Source organism: Sporosarcina sp. FSL K6-1508, assembly GCF_038007465.1.
Lineage (GTDB): Bacteria > Bacillota > Bacilli > Bacillales_A > Planococcaceae > Sporosarcina > Sporosarcina psychrophila_B.
In genome coordinates this window covers 51,229-73,849 of the sequence record NZ_JBBOXF010000002.1, presented here as the reverse complement: position 1 = coordinate 73,849, position 22,621 = coordinate 51,229, and the positions used below count along the sequence as shown (strand labels likewise).

Below are 22,621 nucleotides of genomic sequence, written 5' to 3'. Positions count from 1 at the left end.
CCCTTTCTATTAATACTGGGAAGACATTTTTTTGTTCTTCCGCCTACGATTCTCTTCCAATACCGCGATGTTACTTTCAATGAAGTCAATGTCTTCTTTTGAAGGATCCGTTTGCAACCAAACACTGGAACGTCCGACCCTTAGAATTCCTTCTCCCTTATCGGGATTTTGGAAGAGTATATTGATTTCTCCTTTAGAGAGATCAAAGTTTTCTTCTATTAATTTGAGATCTATTTTGTTTTGTTTCAAGAAGAAAAACGTATGTGTATTTTGAAGAACTCCCCTTGCCTTTTTAGATTCCAGTATACGAACAAAGTCTTGGGAAGCAATCCGAAGCCCTGCATTCCTTTTACGTGCTCGACGTGCAACTTTTTCCGCAAATGAAACAGTTTGATCATTATCAACAAGTGTCCAAAATTCGTCTGCATAAACAATCTTTTTAAGTCGCTCATTATCAACGTTTTTAACAAAGTACTCCCATATATAGTTGAGGATTACATGATAAGCAATCGGGCGTAAAAATCCTTCTTCCATCTGAGATATATTGAAGTTGACTAATTGTGCTGAATGGAGATCAACAATCTGGTCATCACCTAAAAATGTTTGACCGTCAAATATAGGTTTAGAGCCATCATGAAGAAACGGTCGAATGGCGGCAAGAATACGCTCTGCATTGGGCTCCATTTTATAATGGTCTATTAAATAGGCATAGACATCACTTATCGTCGGTTCTGGTTTACGTACCCTTGATTGAACAATCTTCCCATCTACTTGTTTTGGCTTTGATTCATAGAGAGACTTAGGACTGGTTGTATAATTGAAACCTGCTTTTTTATCTGTGTAGAGGTATTTAAGAGCCTCTTCAACATAATTTCTTTCAAAGACATTAATGCCAGAGTCTTCTTGATTTTTACCGCGACAAATAATGTCGAAGAAGTCTATAACTTCATTAATTTTTTCGCGAATAGGTACAAATGAAACGTATTTTTTACCATTCTTCTCTACAATTTCACGTTCATCTGCATTTTCAAGCAATTCCATTTCTTCATCATCGTTTTCAAACGGGATACTGGAAACGTTAATAGCCAGAGGGTTAATTCGAATATTGCTTTCCTCAGAAAGGTTCAAACTCACACCGCCTAATGCTTTAACGATGGAAACGAATTCTCCCTCTACATCAATTAATCGTGAATAGACAGCTAGTCCAGTTGTTTCCCGGGCCAATAACAACTTCATCGCTAGAGATTTACCAGAACCCGACACTCCGAATATGGCCATATTATAGTTTTCAGGTCTTATTTCATAAGTACCAAATGCATTATAGAATTCTTTTTGTCCAGTGATTTTATTTCGACCAATTGGAATACCACCATTAAACTTTCCACTACCTGAAATAAACGGTGAAAATGTAGACAATGAACGCCGATCCACGTTACGAAGCGAGTCTTTTATCTCATTGAAAGCAAGTGGTGTGATGGATCTAAATCCTTTTTTCACTCGCCCCCAAGTTGACGTGATCTTGAAGAACTTTGAACTCATCTCGTCTTCCATGTATTCACTGTATTTATCAAGTTCACGTTCCGAATCGGCATACAATGCACCAGTAATTCCAACATGGTATAAATCGTTATCACTAAATTGTATTTCTTCCATTAGAATTTCCGTGTCGGCAATTTTCGTTTCATTATCCATTATTGAGTCTTGATTTCCTCGCTTCTTTTGAAAGGCAAGGTTCGACTTTACAATAGTATTTTGCTTCTGGAGCATACGGATTGCATCAGTCTTCGGGATTTTATGGATATCAAACATTACATCCGCTTCACCGCTAGAGGTTATCGCATAAAGCCAATTCGTTTGCATCTTTCGGGGATAGCCATCTCTTGGTACATACCAGGGACGAAAGTAAGTTTTGCTCCCTAATGATTGTTTGATGATTCCATAGTCATCGGACAGATCAGAAATACCGATACCTTCAGGTGCAATTACATCCCACACATCGGGTTTCATATTAATCTGGAGTTGACTGTCCTCGATTTCTTTTTCAACAGGTGTTTCAGATTGCTTGTTCTTGCTTACTTTCTTCTTGTTGAATATCCCTATGGGCATCCTCTATTTCCCCTTTCACACGCATTATTTTTGATGGAGTTTGATCGGCCGTTGTGTAAAGCGCCAACTGTTCTTGATCTTCAATATCCCTGTAATGATTTTTTTTTGCTTTTCTTCGATTAAATCCGTAGTACAAAACTTCACTAATGCCATCGGTAGCAAGCATATGGACATTCATATCCGCTTTTCGAAGTTGACCTTTTGCTGTATTTATTCGTCTATTCAATTCACTAAACGCTTTATCTATAATTTTTGCTTCCATTTCTTCCGAATCATCAGCTTTGATTTCTTTGGTGTCCACCATATAATCAAAAAGCAGAAATGTTTTAGTTTCATAACGCGGTTGTTCATTTTGCCAGTTAATCAAATCGTTAATCATATTTTGACCAAACTGAAATGCAAGCGGATGTAACTCTACATCGTGTTCCATCACTTTCTGAATCTCTTTAATAGGCGAAGTCAAGTCTACAAATCGGTTCTGCGTGTAAATCCGTATAGAGTAGTTTAGTTGTGATAGCCAGGTTTCGTATGTGGCGTCTATTCCTTCCTGCTCTTCCTGGTCCAATAAGAAATAGTTAACTGGCTCGACTTCGGCCATCATGGTAAATGTATTATCGTTATGCCGAATCATATGGTTTTCAATTTTATAGACATGAGGAAATAATTCACGAAATGGTACTGCCTCTATTTCATCTAAAGGATTTCCGGTATTTGTTTTCCCTTTCTTCTTACCTTTAACAGTCGGTTGTATACCCTTCACTTCATTCTTTTTCACCCACGGTAAAATAGGTTCTTTTAGAATAATTCGAGCAACAACGTAAACAATGAGGCCCATTGTCACTAAAAATAGGATGTCTTTCATTACACTAATTTCCTCCTTTTATTGACCCTTACGCCATGAGCCGTATTGTGTTCTCCTTTGTAACTTAATCCAATAATAATAGTCCCGATTCATATTAAATTTTTCAACTTTAATAAAACCGAGAAAAAATATTATTGCTAGCGTTGGTGCTGCTGAACATAAAGCCCCGATTGATGCTATAATCCATCCAGCTCCAGACAGCATTTTAAAAACAATTGGAATATAGGCATATAAAATCAATCCGCCCCCCGCTATGTACATGAGTTGCCGTTTTGAAAGCAATCCCAATATTTCTTTTTGTTCTGACGTCATATCTATGGGCACTTTTTCATTTCGCATAATGCTGCTCCTTTCAACCACTATTGAAAAGCACCTTCTTTCTACAAACAAAGAAGGTGCTTTTCAATAGTTAATGGTATGACCTTCGATACCTATACCGATTCGCTAAATGAGTGGTTAATTTATAAGAATGACATCTAGTTAACTACCACCAAGACCAGTCGCCCAACCAGCAATATCGTAGGCTTTGAAAATTATATAAGCGCCTACTAGGACCAAGGATAATTTAATAAATCCCTCTGTCCGTTTCTGTGGATTGCCACCACTACCAGCTAGCGTCATGCCACCCCACACGAGCATTCCAACGATCCAGAATCCTCCAAGTGCCATAATGAAATAAACTACACCAGTCAAATCTTTGTAAATTCCTGTCATATCACCGGTTTTAGTAATCCCGGACTGTTTCATAGCATCTGAAACATCCGCTGCTAATGCTGCATTTGAATCCATTAGTAATAAAACCATCATAAATACAGCTGCAACACCTAAGACGCGTTTTAAAGCTTTCATTTTTTCACCTCCGAAAAATTATAGAGTTTTCCATAAACACAAAAAAACCCCACTGAAAACACGACAAGGCTCACGCAGGGCGTGAAGTCATGTTTTCAGTGGGGTATTCCCATTCGAATCTATTAACTTGAATACATCATAGCAAAACAGATTCCCGATGACAAGTGAATTTAAAGAACCTCTTTCCATAATTAAACAATGTAGTAATGTGTGGTTTCTTTAAAAAAACTTATAATAACCATCAGTTCACAAGATAATAAGTAAATTTCAAATATGATGTTTATCAAGAGTAAGTCTTACTGTATTTCAAGAAACAAGTCTGAAATAATCAAATCATTGTTTACAAATGTAAAAGCTTTTCTATATATACAAAGAGAGTGAGTTAAGACTGCTGCAACAAACAGGTATCGCAGCCAAGGACATAGATTGTACCAGTGAGTGACAATACCTTTACCACTTCATATCTTCTAAATATTTAAAGATAATAATTATACTTTTCAGAAAAACAAATGCTATACTTACTATAGAGACTCTGCTAATTCGTAAAAACGTCTTTATGCCGCAAACGGGCCAGGTTCTTTAATGGAATAAAAGAGGAGAGTAGAAAATGACTAATAAAAAAACAATTTTTATTGCTTTTGCAATTGAAGATGAAGGGCAAAGAGACTTTTTGAAAGGACAATCACTAAACACAAATTCATCATTTGAGTATATTGATATGTCTGTAAAGGAACCTTATGATTCTGAATGGAAAAAACGTGTTCGGACGCGGATTAAAAGATCAGATGGTGTAATTGCATTGATTAGCAAAAACTCATTAGAATCTACTGGACAAGAGTGGGAAATTCTTTGCTCTAAAGAAGAACAAAAAAAAGTGTTAGGAATTTGGGCTTATAAGAATGATAGAACAAATATCGAAGGTTTAAGTACTAAAGTGTGGACTTGGGATAATATAAAGAATTTTATTGATAGTCTTTAGAAGAAGGAGGTGTATATATGCGTGCGGCATTAATTGTAGGGATAGATCATTATATGCATGTTTCCCCCTTATTTGGTTGTGTGAACGATGCACATAGCGTAAATGCTGTTTTGGGGCGAGATGATGGTGGTAGTTTAAATTTCGATTGTAATCTACTTACAGGAACCGGTCCAAATAATTTGATCCAAAGAAATGAGCTTAAAGATAGCATTGAAGAGCTATTTAAAAAAGATATGGACGTTGTGTTGTTCTACTTTGCTGGTCATGGATATATCGAAGCATCTGGCGGTTATATTATCGCTAGTGATTCTGACCGTGGTGATAGTGGTATTTCTTTGACTGATATATTGACTTATGCCAATAACTCACCAGCAAAGAACAAGATAATCATCCTAGACAGTTGTCATTCCGGACAAATGGGAGACTCACCAGGTCAAGAAACAGCTAATTTAGCAGAAGGTATAACAGTGCTAACTGCGTCTTCAAAAGAACAATATGCATCAGAAGAAAATGGAAGAGGAGTTTTTACAACGCTTTTAGTAGATGCACTGCATGGAAGTGCGGCTAATCTTACCGGCGACGTTACGCCAGGAAGTATCTATGCACATATTGATCAGTCATTGGGTGCTTGGGAACAAAGACCGGTATTTAAGACGAACGTAAAACAGTTTGTATCTTTAAGAAAAGTATCACCTAGAATATCAACAAGTGATTTGAGAAAAATTGTTGATTTTTTCCCGGTTGCAGGGTTTGAATATCCTTTAGACCCTACTTATGAACCTGAAGAAAAAGGACGCGACGAGCATATGCCTTCCCCGATAGAAGAAAACACAAAAACATTTGCGGTCCTTCAACAATATAATAGATTAAATTTATTAGTACCTATAAATGCAGATCATATGTGGAATGCAGCAATGGAGAGTAAAGCATGTAAACTTACTTCATTAGGAGAACATTACAGAAGACTTGTGGAGAAGGATAGAATATAAATAATGAGGACATCAATAAAGTGTGAACAATATGTTTACACCCCTTGGATACCTAGTCATTTAGAAAAGGATGTAGATTTGACTATTAAATTGAAAAGAAAAATTTCAAGTTTAATTAAATGAATTATTCAATATATTGGGGTGATTGTGTAAGAGCATAAGCCTAATTCCTCGTTCCAGTTACGTGGGGTTAGGCTTTTATCTTTCATAATCCTTAACATTTTATATTTTTGACTTTACACCACTGATAGCATCATTGGCAACGAGGAATTATGAGCAAAGCTAAATATCTTATCAATCCAGCGATTGTCACGGACTTTTTTATGATATTTTTTCTATGATAGGTAGATCATAGAATTCAGAAGAAGGAATCATGTTTATTTGTTGTTCATTTACACCTATTTTTTTTAATTGTACTTTAAATTCACCTTTTTGATTTTCATCAAAATAATAAATGTTCCACTCTACATCTACCCCAATACTTCGTTTTATTTCTTTAAAATACGGTAAATCTACGTCACTTAGAGAATGACCAATTATCATTATTTTTTCAATAGAATTGAAATCTAATGAATTTAACCGAACTATATATTCACTTACGTCCTTATATGTAATGAAACAATATCTAGCCAACGTTTCATATATAGGTGAGGATTGTTCATCTCCTATATTTTGAAATTCACTACATTTATTTTCGAAATAAGTGATTCTTTCTAAATTTGAATGCCCTAATACCAAATCTTCGTCAGAATTTACGACGCCATGTATATGTAAAATCTTTTCTTCTTTAATACTATATAATTCTTCCAATGTAGTAGTATAGTTAAAGTTCAGAAATATATCATGGTTGTTTTCTTTGATTAAAGAAGTTCTTCTAATCATACCGTTTAACTTTTGATTTACTTGTTCAATCCATTCTTTCAAATAGAACGTTAACTTTTCAATATAGTTGAATTCTTCTCTAAAATGATACTTTAAAGTATCTTCAATACCAATATTGCCACTTTCTAAACCTAAATCTGTACTTTGGTACATTTGTTCAAAGAGAATATCTTCCTGTAAATCAGCTAAATTAAATTCAATATTATTCCATAGGTGTGTTTCTAACTCCTCACCCCAAAACCCATATTTACTTTCAAAATCGTCTAAAAAAATAGGCTGATGTTCTCCTAAAAAAGATCTAAAATCCCAATATTTAGTAGGCAAAGAATGTCCTTGATCAAAACCATTTCCTATAATAAATAAATTCATTTTGCTCCTCATTTCATAATAACAATTATTTCTTCCAATATATCTTATTTAATAAACTTTTGAAATAACATAATCAATAATGTGTTCAGACATAATTAACCCACATCCGTTCTAATATAAGTTTAATTCCCCCTAATTTCTTGTTCAACTAAACTGCCCCGTTAGTTTAAGTTAAGCCCTTCACAATCTAGAGCAATTTTAACTTAATATCCAATAAAATAACACCTCTCAAAAACCAACAAAAACGCCGATAAATATTTATTAATAGGATAAAAATTTTTTTACTGCATTTCTTATTATTTGTAAAGTATATTAACGGCTACCACAGAGCAGGCTTCTATAGTCGTCCCTCGCATTGATTGATCCCCTATATCATTGTTTTTTATTAAACCTTTTAGTTGGTGAAAACAATTCGGGGTAAACTTTTACTTCAGTTAAAACAGTGAAAACTCTTGTTGTAGTTGTTCCTGACTTTCGTTATTTTTCAGTTCATCTTGATAGGGATTCATATAGAAAACACAATCCATGATATCCGATGATTCATCCATAATTAGATTACCATTATCAACTTGTTTCCTCAAAGCGACGAGCACATCAAAATATATATACGGTCTACCCATCGTACTTATAGAAATACGTTTATCAACGTCAAAATTATTCACCATAATCCAACTAATCTCTACCGCACTATGTACACCATTCAATACAAGCGAGAAAACGATATCCTCAAATTTAGCCCCATAACCAACCTGTTCTTTAAAAGCTTCAACTCGTGCAGCATCTTGTTTTTTCTTTTCTCTTAGTAGCTTTTCATGGTACTCATTTTGTTGTTGTTCCCTTTTGAATTCAGCATCACGATGAGCCTTTCTTTCAGCTTCCAACAAATCCTCGATTTGTTTCATTTCTCTTAGTAGCTTTTCAATTCGCTCGTTTTCCTGTTGTCTCTTTTCAAGTTCGATTTCACGCTGGTTTTTTCGTTTTTCTTCCAAGATAGCTTCCATTTGTTCTTCAAAATACTTCTTTAGTCGATTAATTTGACGGTCTAATAAAGGAATATTAACCTCGATATGCTTTACAATTTTTTTGGAAACTACCGTTTTATCTGGTGTTTTTTCATAATACTCGTGACCGTACTCGTCATGCTTTATTTTCCAAAGCAGTTCATCGAGTTCATGGTCAGACTTATCTAATTCATTGATAACGCCATCAATATCTTTTACATCAATATTCAAGAAGGTACTCAAATGATCTTTACCATATTGTATCGTTTTTCCTGTATTCTGATGCCCAACAGTAAACTGATAACGTAACCGTCGACCACAAGCACACTGACCACCGAGATTTCCCAATCCAAAATCAATAAAATCAGTAATTATCCAGTCCACGACATTCTTTTCTTCTTCTTCAAGTGCGGTGTCTACAGACTTGATAGCTGTGATTTTTTCATCTCTCATAGCATTTTCAAAGATGGTACGTCTTCCACGCTTCACTTTGTTCTCTAAAAAGTCACGTTGTTCTATAGTAACTAATGACAGTAGTTGTTCCCTTTCTTCTACAGAAAGTCTTTCATACATAAGCATTCCCCTTTCAAAATATCTTCTATGTATAACATATCATATTATTCTGATATTTTTATGCAAATATGTTAATCTGAAAAAGTTCAGTTTGGAAATTATCTAGGTTTTCACTTTTTTTGGTGTTAAACATCAACGGCACCTGTTACTTAAAGATAGGCTCGAAAACTTAGGAGAAGAAAAGAAAAAACCGGCTTCAGGAAAAATAAATTCCTAGAAGTCGATTTCTTAGTTTACAAATTTATTGTAAAGAGTAACCGACTTTATTGTCAGCGGACAACAATTGATGTTGTGTAACAATAAAGTCCTTTACTGAGGACCCCTCAAAAACCAATGATTCCGAAATAAGATGAAAAGAACTTTGCTGATTGTAACAATTGTCATAATTCAGGACTTTTCATAACAAAAAAGTTCTTTACTGCATTTCAAATTATTTGTAAAACAAATTAACGGCTGCCACATGGCTGGCAGCCGTTAATTTCATTCCCTTCCATAACTTGATTCCTGATATCCTCGTATTCAAATAATTGTCCGCTTACATTATAGTTGGTACCACATAAGCTCACTTATTTCTCTGAAGTAACTGTAACCGACCTGTTATTTTTTCTAATTGATTTTAAAACGTTTATGAAGAAAAGAAAAAACCGTCTTTAGGAGAAATGGATCCCTAGAAGACGATTTTTTAGTATACAACTTTATTGTAATGTGTAACCGACTTTAATGTCAGCGGGCAGTGATAGGGAAAGTAATTGTATATTGAGTAAAGAACTTTTTTGTTAAGTAAAGATCTTTTTTGTCATACTACAATTGAAACTAAAATAATTTTCTTAATTGAGGAATACGACGATTTATTAAAACATCATCGATTCCGACTCCGTCATTTTCATTCCATATGGCTAAATTTGCTGTATACCCTTTATTTTTCAACTCAATAGCAAGTTCTTTTAAATAATACTCTACATACGGATTTGACATTGCGTCCATATCAAATGCGATATTAACATGTTTGACACCCATTTCTTCGAGTACTGGCATAACTATTCGCCAAGTATTAACTCCAGGTATCGCTACCACAGTAGAACCAATGTCCTTCAGTTCTTCTGATTTGTATACTTTTTCAATATGTTCAACTGCAATATCGGCTTTAAGCGCACCTTCTGTGATCCAAACAGAATCAGCTGTATGTAGCGTGCTACTTTCCCACGTATCTAATTGACTTGTAGGAACTGCTACATGTACTGGAGCCGGATCACCTGCACCTGTCCCGTCTTCTTTAGTGGCGGAGGATAGCCAGAAGTAACGTTGACCTTTTACCAATTTCACAGTACCGGTATCTTTACCTGATATAACATTTTCGGTTTGTCTAACTTTCATTTCTTTTTCCCAAACCATTTCACCATCAACATAAGCTTGGACAAGTCCAGGCTGCTTTACAACTCTTGCTTTCAAATATTCAATTTTCCCTGTATTAATTTCAACATCATTTCTTGGATGATCGACCCGAATTTGGAACCCCACAATTTGATTGTAATGGTTACGATATGGAATCATTACTCCTTCCATACCAGCAATGGTCCAACCATATTGGTTTCGATAGAATCCAGGGACACCAGGAAACTTCTTATAGCCGGTCCGTTTTGAAATGTCATTTACTGTTTCCCAAGGTTTTTTTGGAAATGAACGATAACCACGAATTTGTATTTCATGTGCCGTCATACCTCGTTTAGTATCTGACAAATGTAGATAATGAGATTCACTTATATCAGTACTTTGTATTAACATACAATATACAGAATCTAGAATCGTGGAGGAAACCTTTTTGTTAGTTTTTACAGCATCGCCCAAACCCTTGGTATCAAGGTCCCTCTTCTCTACCAGTCGGTGTATCCATGACTGGAAATTATGAGAAAAAACAATATTACTCTCTACACGAATGCAAGCAACAGTATCGCCTTTTTCATTAATCATGCAACCACTACTCTTACTACAAATAGGACATGTCTCTCTGTAGTATTCGTACCACCCTTTCATCTTTGTTCTCCTCAACGTATTAATCATACGACAACACCCCTTATCCATACTTTTAGATTAAATTACACACTTGAAATTCTTATTAATTGGAGGAATGACAGAAACAATTTCCAGTTGATTAGGATCCAAATTATCTTCACCAACAACAAGGATAATTGGTAAACCATCCATGTCCTTTCCTTCCAAAAACACACATACTCTATTCATAAATAATTGAATCTTCGTTAGTTCGCCTCCCCATATACAGGAGATAATATCTGAATTTGTATAGCCTCTTTTTTTCATACGTTTTTTCGCTTGTTCTGTGATGCGTATTTTCTCTTGTAGTAATGCTTTTTTAATTTGTTTCATTTCCAATGGATACGCCCCCTATATTTAATAATGCAAAAAGCGGTCCTTGGATTCGTTGTTCATTGCACACAAATAAATGTGTCAAATCACACTGAGTCCAAAGACCGCTAAATGTTCGTCACCGCAGAATTACACCAAAAGGTGAATTTGCATTAAAAGTAAAAGAAAAAGTATTGCGTCTAGTGTAACATGTTTCCATTTTGTCTTCAACGGTTTACAAATGATTTGAAGGGAGCTAGTAATCTTGAGGTCCAGGTATACTTCTTGAAGACATCATCATCTTTTTTTAGGATGAATTTAGACTTGAATAAATGTGATGCTAATTCTATAAAGGCCTCGTCTACTTTTTCTTGTACAGAGTCATGGAAATACAGAGGTACCTTTTCATAGTAATTCTGCATGGTTTCCTCATGAAGTGATGGAATGGAACAAATTAACGGTATTCCTAATTCTATTGAAATTCGTTCGTTTTGTGAAAACGAATAATACTTATTAAATACCAAATGAATCGATACTTTCGTCTGTTCTTTCATTTGCATAATATAAGTTTTCCAAGCTAAAATTTCTTGGATTGAATCATCCACCACAACCCATAATTCATCTAGATGATGTAGAGAGTCTAGCGTATAATCCGCCATTTTCCCAGTTGGCATATCAACAAGCGTTACATCAACATCTTTGACTTTAGATGTACTCATGTATGCATCCAGGGATAAGGAGTTCCATTCATATTGCGGATCATTTTTATCCAATGGCAAAAACATTATGTTGCAGTATTTCCATCTCGTGTGAATAGGAGTAGAGTCCGTTTGAATTGCTCTTGCACAACTAATCCAATTTGAAGGAACTGGTGTATATCGCTTCAACCAATCCTTCATCGCGTATTGACCGGTTATCCCTTCGAGGACCGCTATATTAATACGATTTTGAGCCAAGAATAATGCAAAGTTCATGCTAAGTGAAGTTACACCCATTCGATGCAACGGTGACCAAATTCCAACCATTCGATGTCCTTCTCTTTGCTGGTCAGCGAATAAACCCTTTTGTACGTTTCGAGAACGTTTATCGTATTGATTTTCTTCAATTTCCAGAGCTGGTGGTTCTTGTTGAATTGGATCCGTGAGCGCTTTCGTTTCTTTACTCTGATTTTCTGCTTTTAAATGATTTTCTTCTGCAGGTGGCGGCGGAGTATTTACGGGTAGTACATCCTGCGTACTAGTTACATGATTAAATTCTGTTATCGATTTGAGCGCCGGGTGTGGTTCATCAAATCTTGTATCATCTCTCGCTACCGAATGACCTTCACTAACTTCGTAATTCTCGTTTAGGGGCTGTTCGAATCTATTATCATCAGTAAAAGGCTGTTCTGGTAGTTCAAAATAAGAGTCAACGTGTCTATTCTGATAAAATAGTTCTGCTTCCGCTGCTTCATCATCTTCAGTCTTCAGATAGGAAATGATTTCATCATACGTTTCAAAGGCGTTGATCAAAATTCCATTATCCATAATTTCCTCATCCACTGCATCCTCATGCATACATAATATGGTGATATCCGAAAGGAATGTACTAATGGTTTTAAAATCACTTTGAGTATTAGACAAGTCTGTTATGAAAAGCGATGGCATTTTACTGTTAGCTGAACGCATCCAAACATTCAATTCACGTACTGTTCGCATTAGGTTCAAGTTATATCCTAATTCTTGAAGTAGGTCCATCAATTCTAATTCTGCATCCATATCTATTGGATTAAGTGCATAAATTACACATAGTTTTATCTCTGTTTCCATAATTAATCCCCTTCTCGATTTACTCAGTTATAATTTTAGACAAAAAAAGCCCATACCCTATCACTTTATAATGAAAGGAGGTATGAGCAGTATTTGCTGTTGGTATATGAAGTTTAACTAGCTACTGAAACTATATCATACGAAAATAGGCTTTGAGAAGATTTTAATTTCTATTTATCTTGAAGTCTTGTATACTAGTGGTATATTCTTTCTTTTTATTTTTTTTGCAAATCCACCTTTTGGTGTGATTCTGCGGTGACGACTATTTAAAGCCTTTGGGCTGTTTGTGTATCATAGCAATCTATTCTCTTTTTGCTATGCAATCAAACTTTCCAAAGGCTTTTTTGTGTTTTCTCAACTTAAAAAGCTAGAATTAAAAAATTGGGAAAGGGTGTTAGTTATGACGAATAATATCGTTGAAAGTAAACAATTGATGGAGGCATTAAAAGAACCATTTGATCTAAAAGAAATTGAATGGCGGGTCCAAACTGCAACTAAAAGTCAAAATGGTTATCGCGTATTGGTACTTCCTTATATCACGGTAAGATCAACTACGAAACGTTTAGACGAGATATGTGGAGGTTTTTGGCAAAGTCATTTTGATAAAATCACAGTAGGCGGAATCGAAGCTTTTCAATGTCGTCTTTCACTAAAAATCGGTGATGAGTGGATCATACGTACAGATGCCGCGGAAGTTAGCGATTTTAACGCAGTAAAAGGTGGACATTCAAATGCATTAAAACGCGCGGGTGTTCAGTGGGGTATTGGTCGTTATCTTTACGACATCCAACCATTTTGGGTTGAATTGAAGAAACGCGGTGAACACAATGTTTATGGGAATTTCAAGATTAATAAGGTAGATACTTTTCTTGAGGGTTATTTCGATACTCCTAAACTACCTCAATGGGCACTGCCTTCTGGCCAAGCTCCAGCTCCACAGCAGCCTATGGCAACACCCACAGAACAACCGAGTCAGCAGCAACAAAACAAAATAGAAATCAAAAAGGAATTGACTGCAGAAGAAAAACAATCAAAAGCATTATTCCTTGTTAATCAATTGCTTGAGTCACTTCAAATGCCGTATGAATACATTGCACCGTTACTGCAAGAAATCAATGGTGTCACAGTTCCTTACACCGAAGCAAGTGCAGATGATTTAGGCGGACTTTATCACGTACTATTTCCTGTATACCAGTATGTGAAAGCATGCCGGGTTATAGGATTAGACGAAGAGAGAATGTTGTTCTATGCACAAATTGTGTTGAAAGAAGGATTCGAAAATGTTTACTCATTACTTATGAAAATGACAAAAGAGGATTGTACTAAAATACTCGAACTTATCAAGGAAGATTTGAATCTTGATGAAAAAGTCGGGTGAGAGGTTAAACACTTTTACAGTTTTGTAGTATTTATTGCTGCCAATCTGTTTAGGTGTTTTTTTTATAGAATTCTGTAAGTCCACACCAATCGGGTGGCGTGATATGAGGAGAGAAACCAATTGAAATTTGTGATTTCAAATATCGAGGTTAATGAAGCGGTCATAAAAATGGGAAGATTACTTTCATCCAAATCAGCAATTCCGGTATTAGCAGGAGTTTTAGTCGAATCGAAGGAAGATTGTCTAATGTTTACGGCTAGTGATGGAACTGAAAGTATCATTCACAGAATAATGATGGATAAAGTGGAAGGTAATGAAGTACTTCAGCAAGGTCGGAGTGTATTCTCGAAAGAAACATTCGATGTTGCTAAAAAATTGAAAGGTAATATTACTTTTGAGTTAAATGATACGGTTCTTACAGTTTCACAAAACAAAACTAAATTGGAGTTTCCTACGATGGACGCAGAAGACTACCCTAAGATTGCGGTTGAATCTAATTCATCTCCACTAATCTTATCAGGACCGTCGTTTGCTGACATGGTTTCTAGAACAACATTCGCTGCATCCAAAAATGATATGCGACCAATCTTAATGGCAGTTAATATGTCATTTAAAACAGACGAAACTGTTTTTGTATCAACAGATAGTCACCGTTTAAGTCGAATCGTCTTGGATGGTTGTCATCACGAGGAAGAGGACTTTGCCTTATCTGTTCCGGCAAGTATTCTAGATCAAGCTATGAAGTCGTTTGACTTATCTTTAGATGTGATGATTTTCCCTAATAACCAATCTATTGCACTTGCAAGTGGTAATGGGAAAACAATATTAATATCCCGTTTACTTGAAGGTGTATTCCCGGAGGTATCGAGGTTGATTCCAACAGACTTTGAAACAAATTTAGTTGTGAATCGAAAAGAATTTGTAGATGGATTAGAGTTACTACAAGCCATTTCGTCTAATAGTGTCATTAATTTGAAAGTAGACGGACTGTTTGTTGAATTAAAAGCTACTGGGACGGGGACAAAAGGAACTAAAGAACTTGCATTCGAAACATATGATGGCGAGGAGAACTTTTCGATTGGTTTTTCTGCACAATATGTATTAGATGCTTTGAAACGAATGGATGAATCGTCGGTTCGCCTACGTTTTAATGGTTCGATGAAGCCCTTTGTCATTGTTTCTGCAAGTGATGAATCTAATGCTGTACAGCTAGTACTACCTGTTAGGCAATCATAAATAGTCACAAAGAGAGCGTAGAGTTTAAGTTACGCTCTCTTTGTGTTTTAGGAGGAAAATAAATGTTCATGTTTAATCAAATGAATGAAAAGTTGATAAATACTAAAACAGAAATCGTAGAGAATGTCGAAAGTTATGTCCACGTCTATTCTGCATTAATTAATCAATTCAGTATTAAAGACATAGATTTCGATCAACTAACAGTAGTGGACATAATCGATATACGTGATACTCTTTTTGAAATAATTTCAGAGGAAGATGATGAAGGTAATATTCGTCTTGATCCGGAGCATCCCTATTCCCAATTAGAATCCATACAAATTAAAATTCACCAGTTGGAAAGTACACCGAAACAGCGTGTACCCTCTTCCTTCAGGTTTTTGTAAGGGGTGTAGAAAATGTATATTGAGTACATCTATGCCATGCAGGACTATTTAAATAATCTATTGTTGTTTAAATATTTGCATGATGAAGGTTTTGACACGAAGCAATATTCTTCATGTGTATTAAGTTCTTATAACGAATATACGGGTTCCGATGACGATGGTTTTCAAAACTTTCTAACCGTATCAGAACATTTGTTTGAAATAGTAGAAGCTTACTCTTCTTATGATGAATCACAGGATGATGACAAAATGTATTGGCTGAAACAGGCGAATGCATGTCAGGACAGTTTGCAGAGCTTAATTGTTGTGGTTATTCTTGACCCGCTATTAACAGAGCCGATTACTGGTGATATTGGTATGTCTTATAAGACAGGAGAAAGCGGTCTAGCATTTCAGATTAATGATGGCGTTGTTATATTATTTGATTCCGATTATGGTGAAATCGACTGGACAGAGACTATGTATGATTTATTGTGTAGTCGAAAATCAATGTTAAATAGGGAGGCAAAATTAAATGAAATGGCAATTTGAGATATCGGATACCCCAGTTAATCTAGCATTACCAATTACTGGCTATCAAATTTATTCGAGCGGCGCAAAGAAAGGTCCATATTATTACTCGATGGAAGATTTTCTTGATGCGATAAAGTGTCAACCAGATAACGAATATGATGCTGATGGTTTTCGTTTAAATGAAAAGAGTTCGCCAGTTTTGCCTTTTGGAACGATTCGATATTCAGTTAATGAAACTGAAACAAGGCAGCGCATCACTATGGAAATTCCACAGAAACAGTGGGATATCCGTTATGGCGACAGTGAGGACACATTCTATAATATTGGTTTCCCTCGTATGGTTCTACAATTCGTGCTTTCAACATCTGTTGGGGCCACTGAATCGAAAATCGTAGAGACAAGGATTTATGCCGTGTTGAACGATGCGAATCCTATTACTGACCAAACTTCCTTGTACATCTTCCCCTATCCAAACGTAGGGAAGTCGAATGGGATTGTTTGTTGGGGAAGTAATCAGCGATTAACAATTGCACAACTAGTTGAGTTAGAAAGGATGTTCCGTTGGTTTGTAGGTGCTCCTTTTAATGAAGATCATGGAGTACGGACAACAATTGGAATACCAAGATTTAAAAAGTTAATCGAGGTTATTCAGGATAAGCCTTTCGATGATGAATGGCTTATGCCATTGAATAAAACTTTCGGCGATCTATTTGAACAATAAAAAGTCTATAAGTCCTCACCATTTGGGAGGCAAGACATTGGAGGAAATTACTATGACTAAAAACAACAATTTTGAACAAACGGATATCTTCAAGGTATTTGGATTGATTGATGATCATGCGGAAAAGAAAAAACAAGAAGAAGCTGAACGTGCTGCCAAAGCAAGAGCGGATAAAGAAGAATACGAAGCGAAGGCGGCAGAAATTCGTAAGAAGACTTCAGTCACAACTCCAAGAGAGACCGTTAATAAAAAAGATGTAGAAACCTTTACACCGAACGAAGATACTATTATTAGGTATTATGGTGAAACTTTCGAGATTACTTCTTTTCTCACGTCAGAAGAACTTGCTGAAGGTTTCTTGGTTAAGAAAAATGACGAAACTGAACGCATACCATTAGAACCGGAAATGCTTCGTAAACGAATGGAAAAAGAATTCCCAGAGTTAGTAAAAGCTCACACTGAGATTATATTCTTGAAAGATAAGAACATCATCATTCCCACGATGAAGGCTAAAAAGAAAGGGAATTGTGAGAACGTGTTGTCATCAGACAGCACTTCTCCTTTTCTATCTAAAATACCCTTTTCAATACTTCAAGAATTTATTTCACTTTCAAAGATATACGGTGAATTAAGCTTGGAAGTACATGGGGATATTTATTATTGCATACAAAAGCATGAGTACTTCCTAGATATCCCTAAACAATCGGTACATCGTTTATGGGCAGAAGTAACAGAGGAATCTCTATCAATTGTAGAACGTGTACAGGATGCTATTAAGGTGCTTGAAATCCATTCACACCATTCTATGCGCCCCCTTCCTTCACCGCAAGACGATGAATCCGAAAGGGTCCCTGGCATGCATTACGCAATAGTTGGCTATATACATCATTACCTTCCGGAAGTCTTTTTAAGACAGTTCGTAAGTGAAGATGTTGGCCATATTCGTAAAGATGTAATAAGTTTATTTGAATGCCCATTTCAAACACTCCCCTCATTTGAAATCGAATCAATTGAGGTGAACAGTAAATGAGCATAAACATAATCGAATTAGGTAAAACAAATAATTCTCATAATTATATCTATCCTTATATCGTGCAAATTGGTACAGGCGGCACAGGTGGCTATCTTGTACAGCATATTGCTCAGATGTTAGGTATTACAAAAACTGCAGCATCATATATGATAGTTGATCCAGATATTATAGAAACGAAGAATTTAGGAAACCAATTGTTCTTGGAAGATGAAGTGGGATTAAAAAAAGCAGATGTATTAGCAAGTCGCTATTCAGTTGCTTACGACATTGATATTGCTTCATACAGTGATTCATTTATTGAATCCGTTGAGCAATTGAGACGTCTATTCTCCACTGAATATTTAAAGCTTCCACAGACTGTACAAGGTCAGGTCATTTTTTTACCGATCATAATTGGTGCAGTTGACAATCATTTTACTCGAAAAATTTTACATGAGTTTTTCGAACTTACAAAACCATGTATATACCTGGACGCTGGAAATGAGGCAACAACAGTCCCCGCTGACTGGCTACAACGCCCCAAAACGGAATGGACAGAGGATGAATTGAAAGCCTTTAATGATAGTGGTTGGAGTGGTCAAGTAGTGACTGGTGTTAAGCTGAATAAGTTTAAACAAGCACCGGTTGCAGAAATGTTCCCCGACATATTAGCGGACAATGATACGATTCGTCCAAGTGAGTTGTCGTGTACAGAGCTTTCCGCAAGTGAACCGCAAAGATTGATAGTAAACAAGTTTGCGGCGTTATCCATTGCGAGCATTTTGTCACAAATTGTCGAAGAGCAAACAATATCTACTCATGTCACCTTCTTTCACGCAAAGAAAGGGTATATACGAAGTACACCCATACAAATAGAAGAAGAGCCTACCTAGTAGGCTCTTCTTCTATTTATGATGCATTTTCCGATTGTACGAGTGCTTCTATATTTTCCACATGATATAGACGCGTTTGCAATACCCCCTGTATTTCTTTTGGCAACTTCATAATCAGTTGATTAGCAATTTCCAATTTTTCATCATTGGTTATTACATTAGCAAGTTGAATTTCCAATACATAAAGCGTTTGATCTTCAATCGGCATTATTGATAGATGAACTGAACCAACCATTAAGTCATTTTGAATCGCAGACCACATAAAAAGGTCACGTAATTCATGTTGCTCAGTAATGAATTGAGCTTGCATATAAACCTGGGGAGAAAGAAAGTCTAAATCAAATATATTTCCTAACAAAGCCTCTGTCGGCTCTTCTTGAACGTCACCTATATAACGTTCATCTTCTACAAATGCTTTATAAGCCCCGTAGTTTGCAATGTCAATTCTTATCTGTCTAAAGAGATCAAATGCAGGATCCATTATTTGTAACAAGTCGATACCAAAATGATGGCCTACTTCTGTATATGTCCAGTCGAATTCTTCATTACTAAATGCAGCTTTTATAAATTTTGGCACTTCATTTCTTGCGAACCCGCTTCCCATTTTCCATACTTTCTCTTCCAGTATAGTCTCTTTATCAACTAAGAGATTTTTCATTACATAATGGCCTTGAAAGTATTGACTAAATACTACGTCTTCTAATCCTTCCCTTATTAAGAGTAATGCACTTTCGGTCTTTGCGAACCCCATCAATTTCCGCTCATAATAGAAATATAGATATTGCAATTCAGACTTGAATTTTTCGTCGGTTTTAATTTGCTTTTTTAACTTTTGCCATACTTCTTCATGTATTATGTCTAATCCCTCTGTCATCGTTTATTCCTCTTTTCATTTTACATTATCAAGTTTTTCCTGTGCATCTTGAATCTTGTAAGGCGGTGCTGGCTTGTCGTCTAGTAGGAGCCATTGACCTTCAGCTGAGGGCTTTACAAAGGTCATATAATATATTTTAGTCTTATTTTGCAACTCATAGACTCTATAAAAAGTACCCTCTTTTGTACGAGCGTCTATCTCAATATTCGTGATTTTATAATTAATAATTGGAGATGGTAAATGAATTAAAAATTGTTCTTGAAGAATTTCAAAAGTACGTAACTGTTCTTTTTCCGATTCTGGTAACAAACTTTTAAATTTTTCATCGAAATGAGGTGATATTTCTTTATAAAAGTCCGCTGCTACGATTTGCTTTGTATGGTATTTGAAAAATAGATTACTGATAAATTGGCTAAACTCATTCTCATCTTTATATATTGAACGCTTTTTTGGTAGCTGAATATTTAGTTCACTTCTTATTTCAAGGTTATTTTCTGCCAACGCCTTTTCGGGAGTTATTTTCTCTAATTTATCCAAAACCTCTTTTTCTTCTTCGGATATCTTTATATCTTCTGGAACAGTATTTTCAGGTAATATCAGTTCAGAAGATTCTTCTTTAGTTATAACGTTAATCTTTTCAGTTTCTTCTATTTTCTCCTGAATTTTCGATGGCATACAAGCTGAGGTAGTAACCATTGCGGCTGTAAGTCCAAATAGTAATAAAGCTTTCTTTTTTTGATTAATAGCCATTTGTATTACATTCCTCCCACTCAGCCATTTTCTTTTTAAAACTTAGTTCTTCATTTTCTGGCAATAAGTAATTAAGTTCTACGTTTTCAATTGCTAGTATTTGAGTTTGGATAGAGCGAGTTACAACAGAATGGAAAGGTTTGATATAAAACGATGAACCTTTCGAATACATTTTTGTATCGAAATAATTACTGAAATGATATGGAATATCCTCACGTGTCAATTCTGGCAGATTCGTGTCTATGGCCACACTTGCTTTTGTTTTGCGTGCAAATAAACATATCCATAATAAAAACATGCTTGTTTTTACATACCTTGGGTCAACGGCATGTACTTCTCCATCTATAGTCCAATCCCGAAGCATTTTTTCTAACAATATCGATTGTTTTATACGACCTTCCAATTTTTCTGGATTAAATTTGATGTGATTTACTAAGCCGTTTCTTTGAATATAACTATTAAAAAGTTCATGTTTTCGTTTAGCTAAATTGAACTTGAGTTCTCTACCATTCGGTGTTTTTATAATTTCACTTTGAGCAAAAAATATTGCAACAATTAAATCTTCAAGTGGTTTTATTGAACGCCTTTCGGGTTGTGAGTTATTATTAAACATTTTTGACAATCTTTAACCTCCATTCGCAATATTTATAGGAAAAAAAGCACCTCACAGAAAGCGAAGATAAAAATCTTCACTAATATCTGCGGGGTGCTCCCGTTATATTATTTAATTAACCACTCGATTATCTGTTCTTTTCACATTATAGTCGACTTGACCAAGCCGTTCAAGAGATTCTTTCAATATTCTAGTTGTTGTTCCGATAGATGTTCCAAGTTCATCTTGTAAATCTTCAATCTTTAGATTCTTAACATTGTATAAATAATGGACATATGCAAATCGTACTTCTTCAGAGCGAAAAGGCAAGCCTATATACTCTGATAATGATTTTAAATAGCTTTTGATGGACCCTAATTGAAATATACCATATTCACCTTTAACTTTCGAGGAAAATAGAAAAGAAACGTTGCGAAATATAGCCCTTTCAATACCAGCTAAGAGAACGGCAATTTCATCTGCATCTATAAAATCAAATTCAACTATAATTCCAGACTGTTTTTCAACTTTTAAAGTTAGTTTATCTCCGTCGTCAGTAAAGTTATTAATAGAGATTTGAATAATATCGCGTACACGTAGACCTCTCATATAAAAAATAAATAATTGCTTGGCTATAAGATTTAGTTGTTGATCTTTTAACAACTGGGATTTGATTTGTAAAAGATATTGGTAATTAATATTTATAGGAGATGGTGCCAGATCTAGCTTCTCGGCGTATTTAAACTTAGGCATGAAATCAAGTTGTATTTTTCCTATTTGCCACATATAGTCAAACCATTGACGTATGAAGACCAATTTTCGATTTACTGTGGAGTCCTTGATACCCGTTGAACGTTCATGATCTAGATATTCTCTTATATCAATAGGTCGGATTTCGTGAGGTTCTAGATTCTTATTATATTTTTGGTTTATGAAAACTAACATGCTATGAAGCATTCTAGTTTCATGAATTACTGTATTTGGACTGATTTTATTGGATAAACGAAACTTTTCATATCCCTCAAGCACCTACATTTCACTCCTTCCCTATGCATTAAGCTTACCACAAGATTAATTAGCTTATACAAATTATTGAATGCAGCCTGTTTATTAAAAATTATATTTAATACGAAATTCCAAACTAAATAACAAACCAAATAAGCAACATAAAATATATTAATTCAGGTGACGACATACCGCTCTCTGTCTAGTTTTAATCACTATTTGGGATATTTTGGGTTTACTGATTAATTTTATATAGATTATAAGATATTCTATTAACCTAAAATTTATTTTTTAAATATTTATATTTTATCTATAGTAGATTTAATATGGGTTTTATTTGTAATTTACATGTAATATCAATTCGGGTCCTTGTAAAAAGAATAATCCAAGATGATAAATCTTTTTTAGTAAATAGTAAGAAACGCCAAATAAGCTACAACTTTTTATTTTAAAAAAGTTGTAGCTTAAATTATTTATAAGTT

At 35.2% G+C, this 22,621-nt stretch carries 22 protein-coding genes; 9 read left to right on the top strand and 13 right to left on the bottom strand.

Features of this window, described 5'->3' with window-relative positions; translation table 11 throughout:
• Positions 1-9: 9 nt before the first annotated feature.
• The 4 genes from MKZ11_RS24350 to MKZ11_RS24335 form a co-directional block, all read right to left on the bottom strand.
• Positions 10-2,106, bottom strand: a complete 2,097-nt coding sequence (locus MKZ11_RS24350; protein ID WP_445327064.1) for a VirB4 family type IV secretion system protein — start codon at positions 2,104-2,106, stop codon at positions 10-12.
• Positions 2,054-2,968 (bottom strand): hypothetical protein, encoded by a 915-nt coding sequence (locus tag MKZ11_RS24345; RefSeq protein ID WP_340797169.1) that lies wholly within the window; start codon positions 2,966-2,968, stop codon positions 2,054-2,056. The genes MKZ11_RS24350 and MKZ11_RS24345 overlap by 53 nt, the downstream gene beginning before the upstream one ends.
• A gap of 18 nt (positions 2,969-2,986) precedes the next feature.
• Positions 2,987-3,307, bottom strand: coding sequence for a PrgI family protein (locus tag MKZ11_RS24340; RefSeq protein ID WP_340797168.1), 321 nt, complete (start codon positions 3,305-3,307; stop codon positions 2,987-2,989).
• Positions 3,308-3,448: 141 nt separating this feature from the next.
• Positions 3,449-3,817: a hypothetical protein gene (locus tag MKZ11_RS24335; protein ID WP_340797167.1), complete on the bottom strand. Its 369-nt coding sequence runs from the start codon at positions 3,815-3,817 to the stop codon at positions 3,449-3,451.
• Positions 3,818-4,424: 607 nt separating this feature from the next.
• Here MKZ11_RS24335 and MKZ11_RS24330 point away from each other — a divergent pair.
• Together MKZ11_RS24330 and MKZ11_RS24325 are read left to right on the top strand one after the other, a co-directional pair.
• Positions 4,425-4,796, top strand: a complete 372-nt coding sequence (locus MKZ11_RS24330; RefSeq protein ID WP_340797166.1) for a TIR domain-containing protein — start codon at positions 4,425-4,427, stop codon at positions 4,794-4,796.
• Between the two features lie 17 nt (positions 4,797-4,813).
• Positions 4,814-5,785: a caspase family protein gene (locus tag MKZ11_RS24325; protein WP_340797165.1), complete on the top strand. Its 972-nt coding sequence runs from the start codon at positions 4,814-4,816 to the stop codon at positions 5,783-5,785.
• Between the two features lie 321 nt (positions 5,786-6,106).
• On the opposite strand, the gene MKZ11_RS24320 is transcribed toward MKZ11_RS24325, so the two are convergent.
• From MKZ11_RS24320 to MKZ11_RS24300, 5 genes are all read right to left on the bottom strand, one after another.
• Entirely contained in the window at positions 6,107-7,036 is a 930-nt protein-coding gene (locus tag MKZ11_RS24320; RefSeq protein ID WP_340797164.1) for a bacteriophage abortive infection AbiH family protein, read from the bottom strand.
• Between the two features lie 434 nt (positions 7,037-7,470).
• Positions 7,471-8,610 (bottom strand): hypothetical protein, encoded by a 1,140-nt coding sequence (locus tag MKZ11_RS24315; protein ID WP_340797163.1) that lies wholly within the window; start codon positions 8,608-8,610, stop codon positions 7,471-7,473.
• A gap of 813 nt (positions 8,611-9,423) precedes the next feature.
• Positions 9,424-10,578: a DUF3854 domain-containing protein gene (locus tag MKZ11_RS24310; RefSeq protein WP_340797162.1), complete on the bottom strand. Its 1,155-nt coding sequence runs from the start codon at positions 10,576-10,578 to the stop codon at positions 9,424-9,426.
• A 120-nt stretch (positions 10,579-10,698) separates the two neighbouring features.
• Complete coding sequence (locus tag MKZ11_RS24305; protein WP_340797161.1) at positions 10,699-10,998, bottom strand: DUF4258 domain-containing protein; 300 nt, start codon at positions 10,996-10,998, stop codon at positions 10,699-10,701.
• Positions 10,999-11,198: 200 nt separating this feature from the next.
• Entirely contained in the window at positions 11,199-12,779 is a 1,581-nt protein-coding gene (locus tag MKZ11_RS24300) for a hypothetical protein (RefSeq protein WP_340797160.1), read from the bottom strand.
• A gap of 400 nt (positions 12,780-13,179) precedes the next feature.
• Between MKZ11_RS24300 and MKZ11_RS24295 the strand changes: the two genes are divergently transcribed.
• From MKZ11_RS24295 to MKZ11_RS24265, 7 genes are all read left to right on the top strand, one after another.
• Positions 13,180-14,157 (top strand): Rad52/Rad22 family DNA repair protein, encoded by a 978-nt coding sequence (locus tag MKZ11_RS24295; RefSeq protein WP_340797159.1) that lies wholly within the window; start codon positions 13,180-13,182, stop codon positions 14,155-14,157.
• Positions 14,158-14,286: 129 nt separating this feature from the next.
• On the top strand, positions 14,287-15,393 hold the full coding sequence (gene dnaN / locus MKZ11_RS24290; protein ID WP_340797293.1) for a DNA polymerase III subunit beta: 1,107 nt from the start codon (positions 14,287-14,289) through the stop codon (positions 15,391-15,393).
• A 62-nt stretch (positions 15,394-15,455) separates the two neighbouring features.
• On the top strand, positions 15,456-15,779 hold the full coding sequence (locus MKZ11_RS24285) for a hypothetical protein (protein WP_340797158.1): 324 nt from the start codon (positions 15,456-15,458) through the stop codon (positions 15,777-15,779).
• A gap of 12 nt (positions 15,780-15,791) precedes the next feature.
• Positions 15,792-16,310, top strand: a complete 519-nt coding sequence (locus MKZ11_RS24280; protein ID WP_340797157.1) for a hypothetical protein — start codon at positions 15,792-15,794, stop codon at positions 16,308-16,310.
• Positions 16,294-17,013 (top strand): hypothetical protein, encoded by a 720-nt coding sequence (locus tag MKZ11_RS24275; protein ID WP_340797156.1) that lies wholly within the window; start codon positions 16,294-16,296, stop codon positions 17,011-17,013. The genes MKZ11_RS24280 and MKZ11_RS24275 overlap by 17 nt, the downstream gene beginning before the upstream one ends.
• Positions 17,014-17,065: 52 nt before the next feature.
• Entirely contained in the window at positions 17,066-18,043 is a 978-nt protein-coding gene (locus MKZ11_RS24270; protein WP_340797155.1) for a hypothetical protein, read from the top strand.
• The gene (locus MKZ11_RS24265; protein ID WP_340797154.1) at positions 18,040-18,918 is read left to right on the top strand and encodes a ThiF family adenylyltransferase; all 879 of its coding nucleotides are present in this window, start codon (positions 18,040-18,042) and stop codon (positions 18,916-18,918) included. The genes MKZ11_RS24270 and MKZ11_RS24265 overlap by 4 nt, the downstream gene beginning before the upstream one ends.
• 16 nt (positions 18,919-18,934) lie before the next feature.
• Here MKZ11_RS24265 and MKZ11_RS24260 read toward each other — a convergent pair whose 3' ends face one another.
• The 4 genes from MKZ11_RS24260 to MKZ11_RS24245 form a co-directional block, all read right to left on the bottom strand.
• Positions 18,935-19,792: a hypothetical protein gene (locus MKZ11_RS24260; RefSeq protein ID WP_340797153.1), complete on the bottom strand. Its 858-nt coding sequence runs from the start codon at positions 19,790-19,792 to the stop codon at positions 18,935-18,937.
• Positions 19,793-19,807: 15 nt separating this feature from the next.
• On the bottom strand, positions 19,808-20,542 hold the full coding sequence (locus MKZ11_RS24255) for a hypothetical protein (RefSeq protein ID WP_340797152.1): 735 nt from the start codon (positions 20,540-20,542) through the stop codon (positions 19,808-19,810).
• Positions 20,532-21,164, bottom strand: a complete 633-nt coding sequence (locus MKZ11_RS24250) for a hypothetical protein (protein WP_340797151.1) — start codon at positions 21,162-21,164, stop codon at positions 20,532-20,534. The genes MKZ11_RS24255 and MKZ11_RS24250 overlap by 11 nt, the downstream gene beginning before the upstream one ends.
• 102 nt (positions 21,165-21,266) lie before the next feature.
• Positions 21,267-22,163: a recombinase XerC gene (locus MKZ11_RS24245; RefSeq protein WP_340797150.1), complete on the bottom strand. Its 897-nt coding sequence runs from the start codon at positions 22,161-22,163 to the stop codon at positions 21,267-21,269.
• Positions 22,164-22,621: the final 458 nt, after the last annotated feature.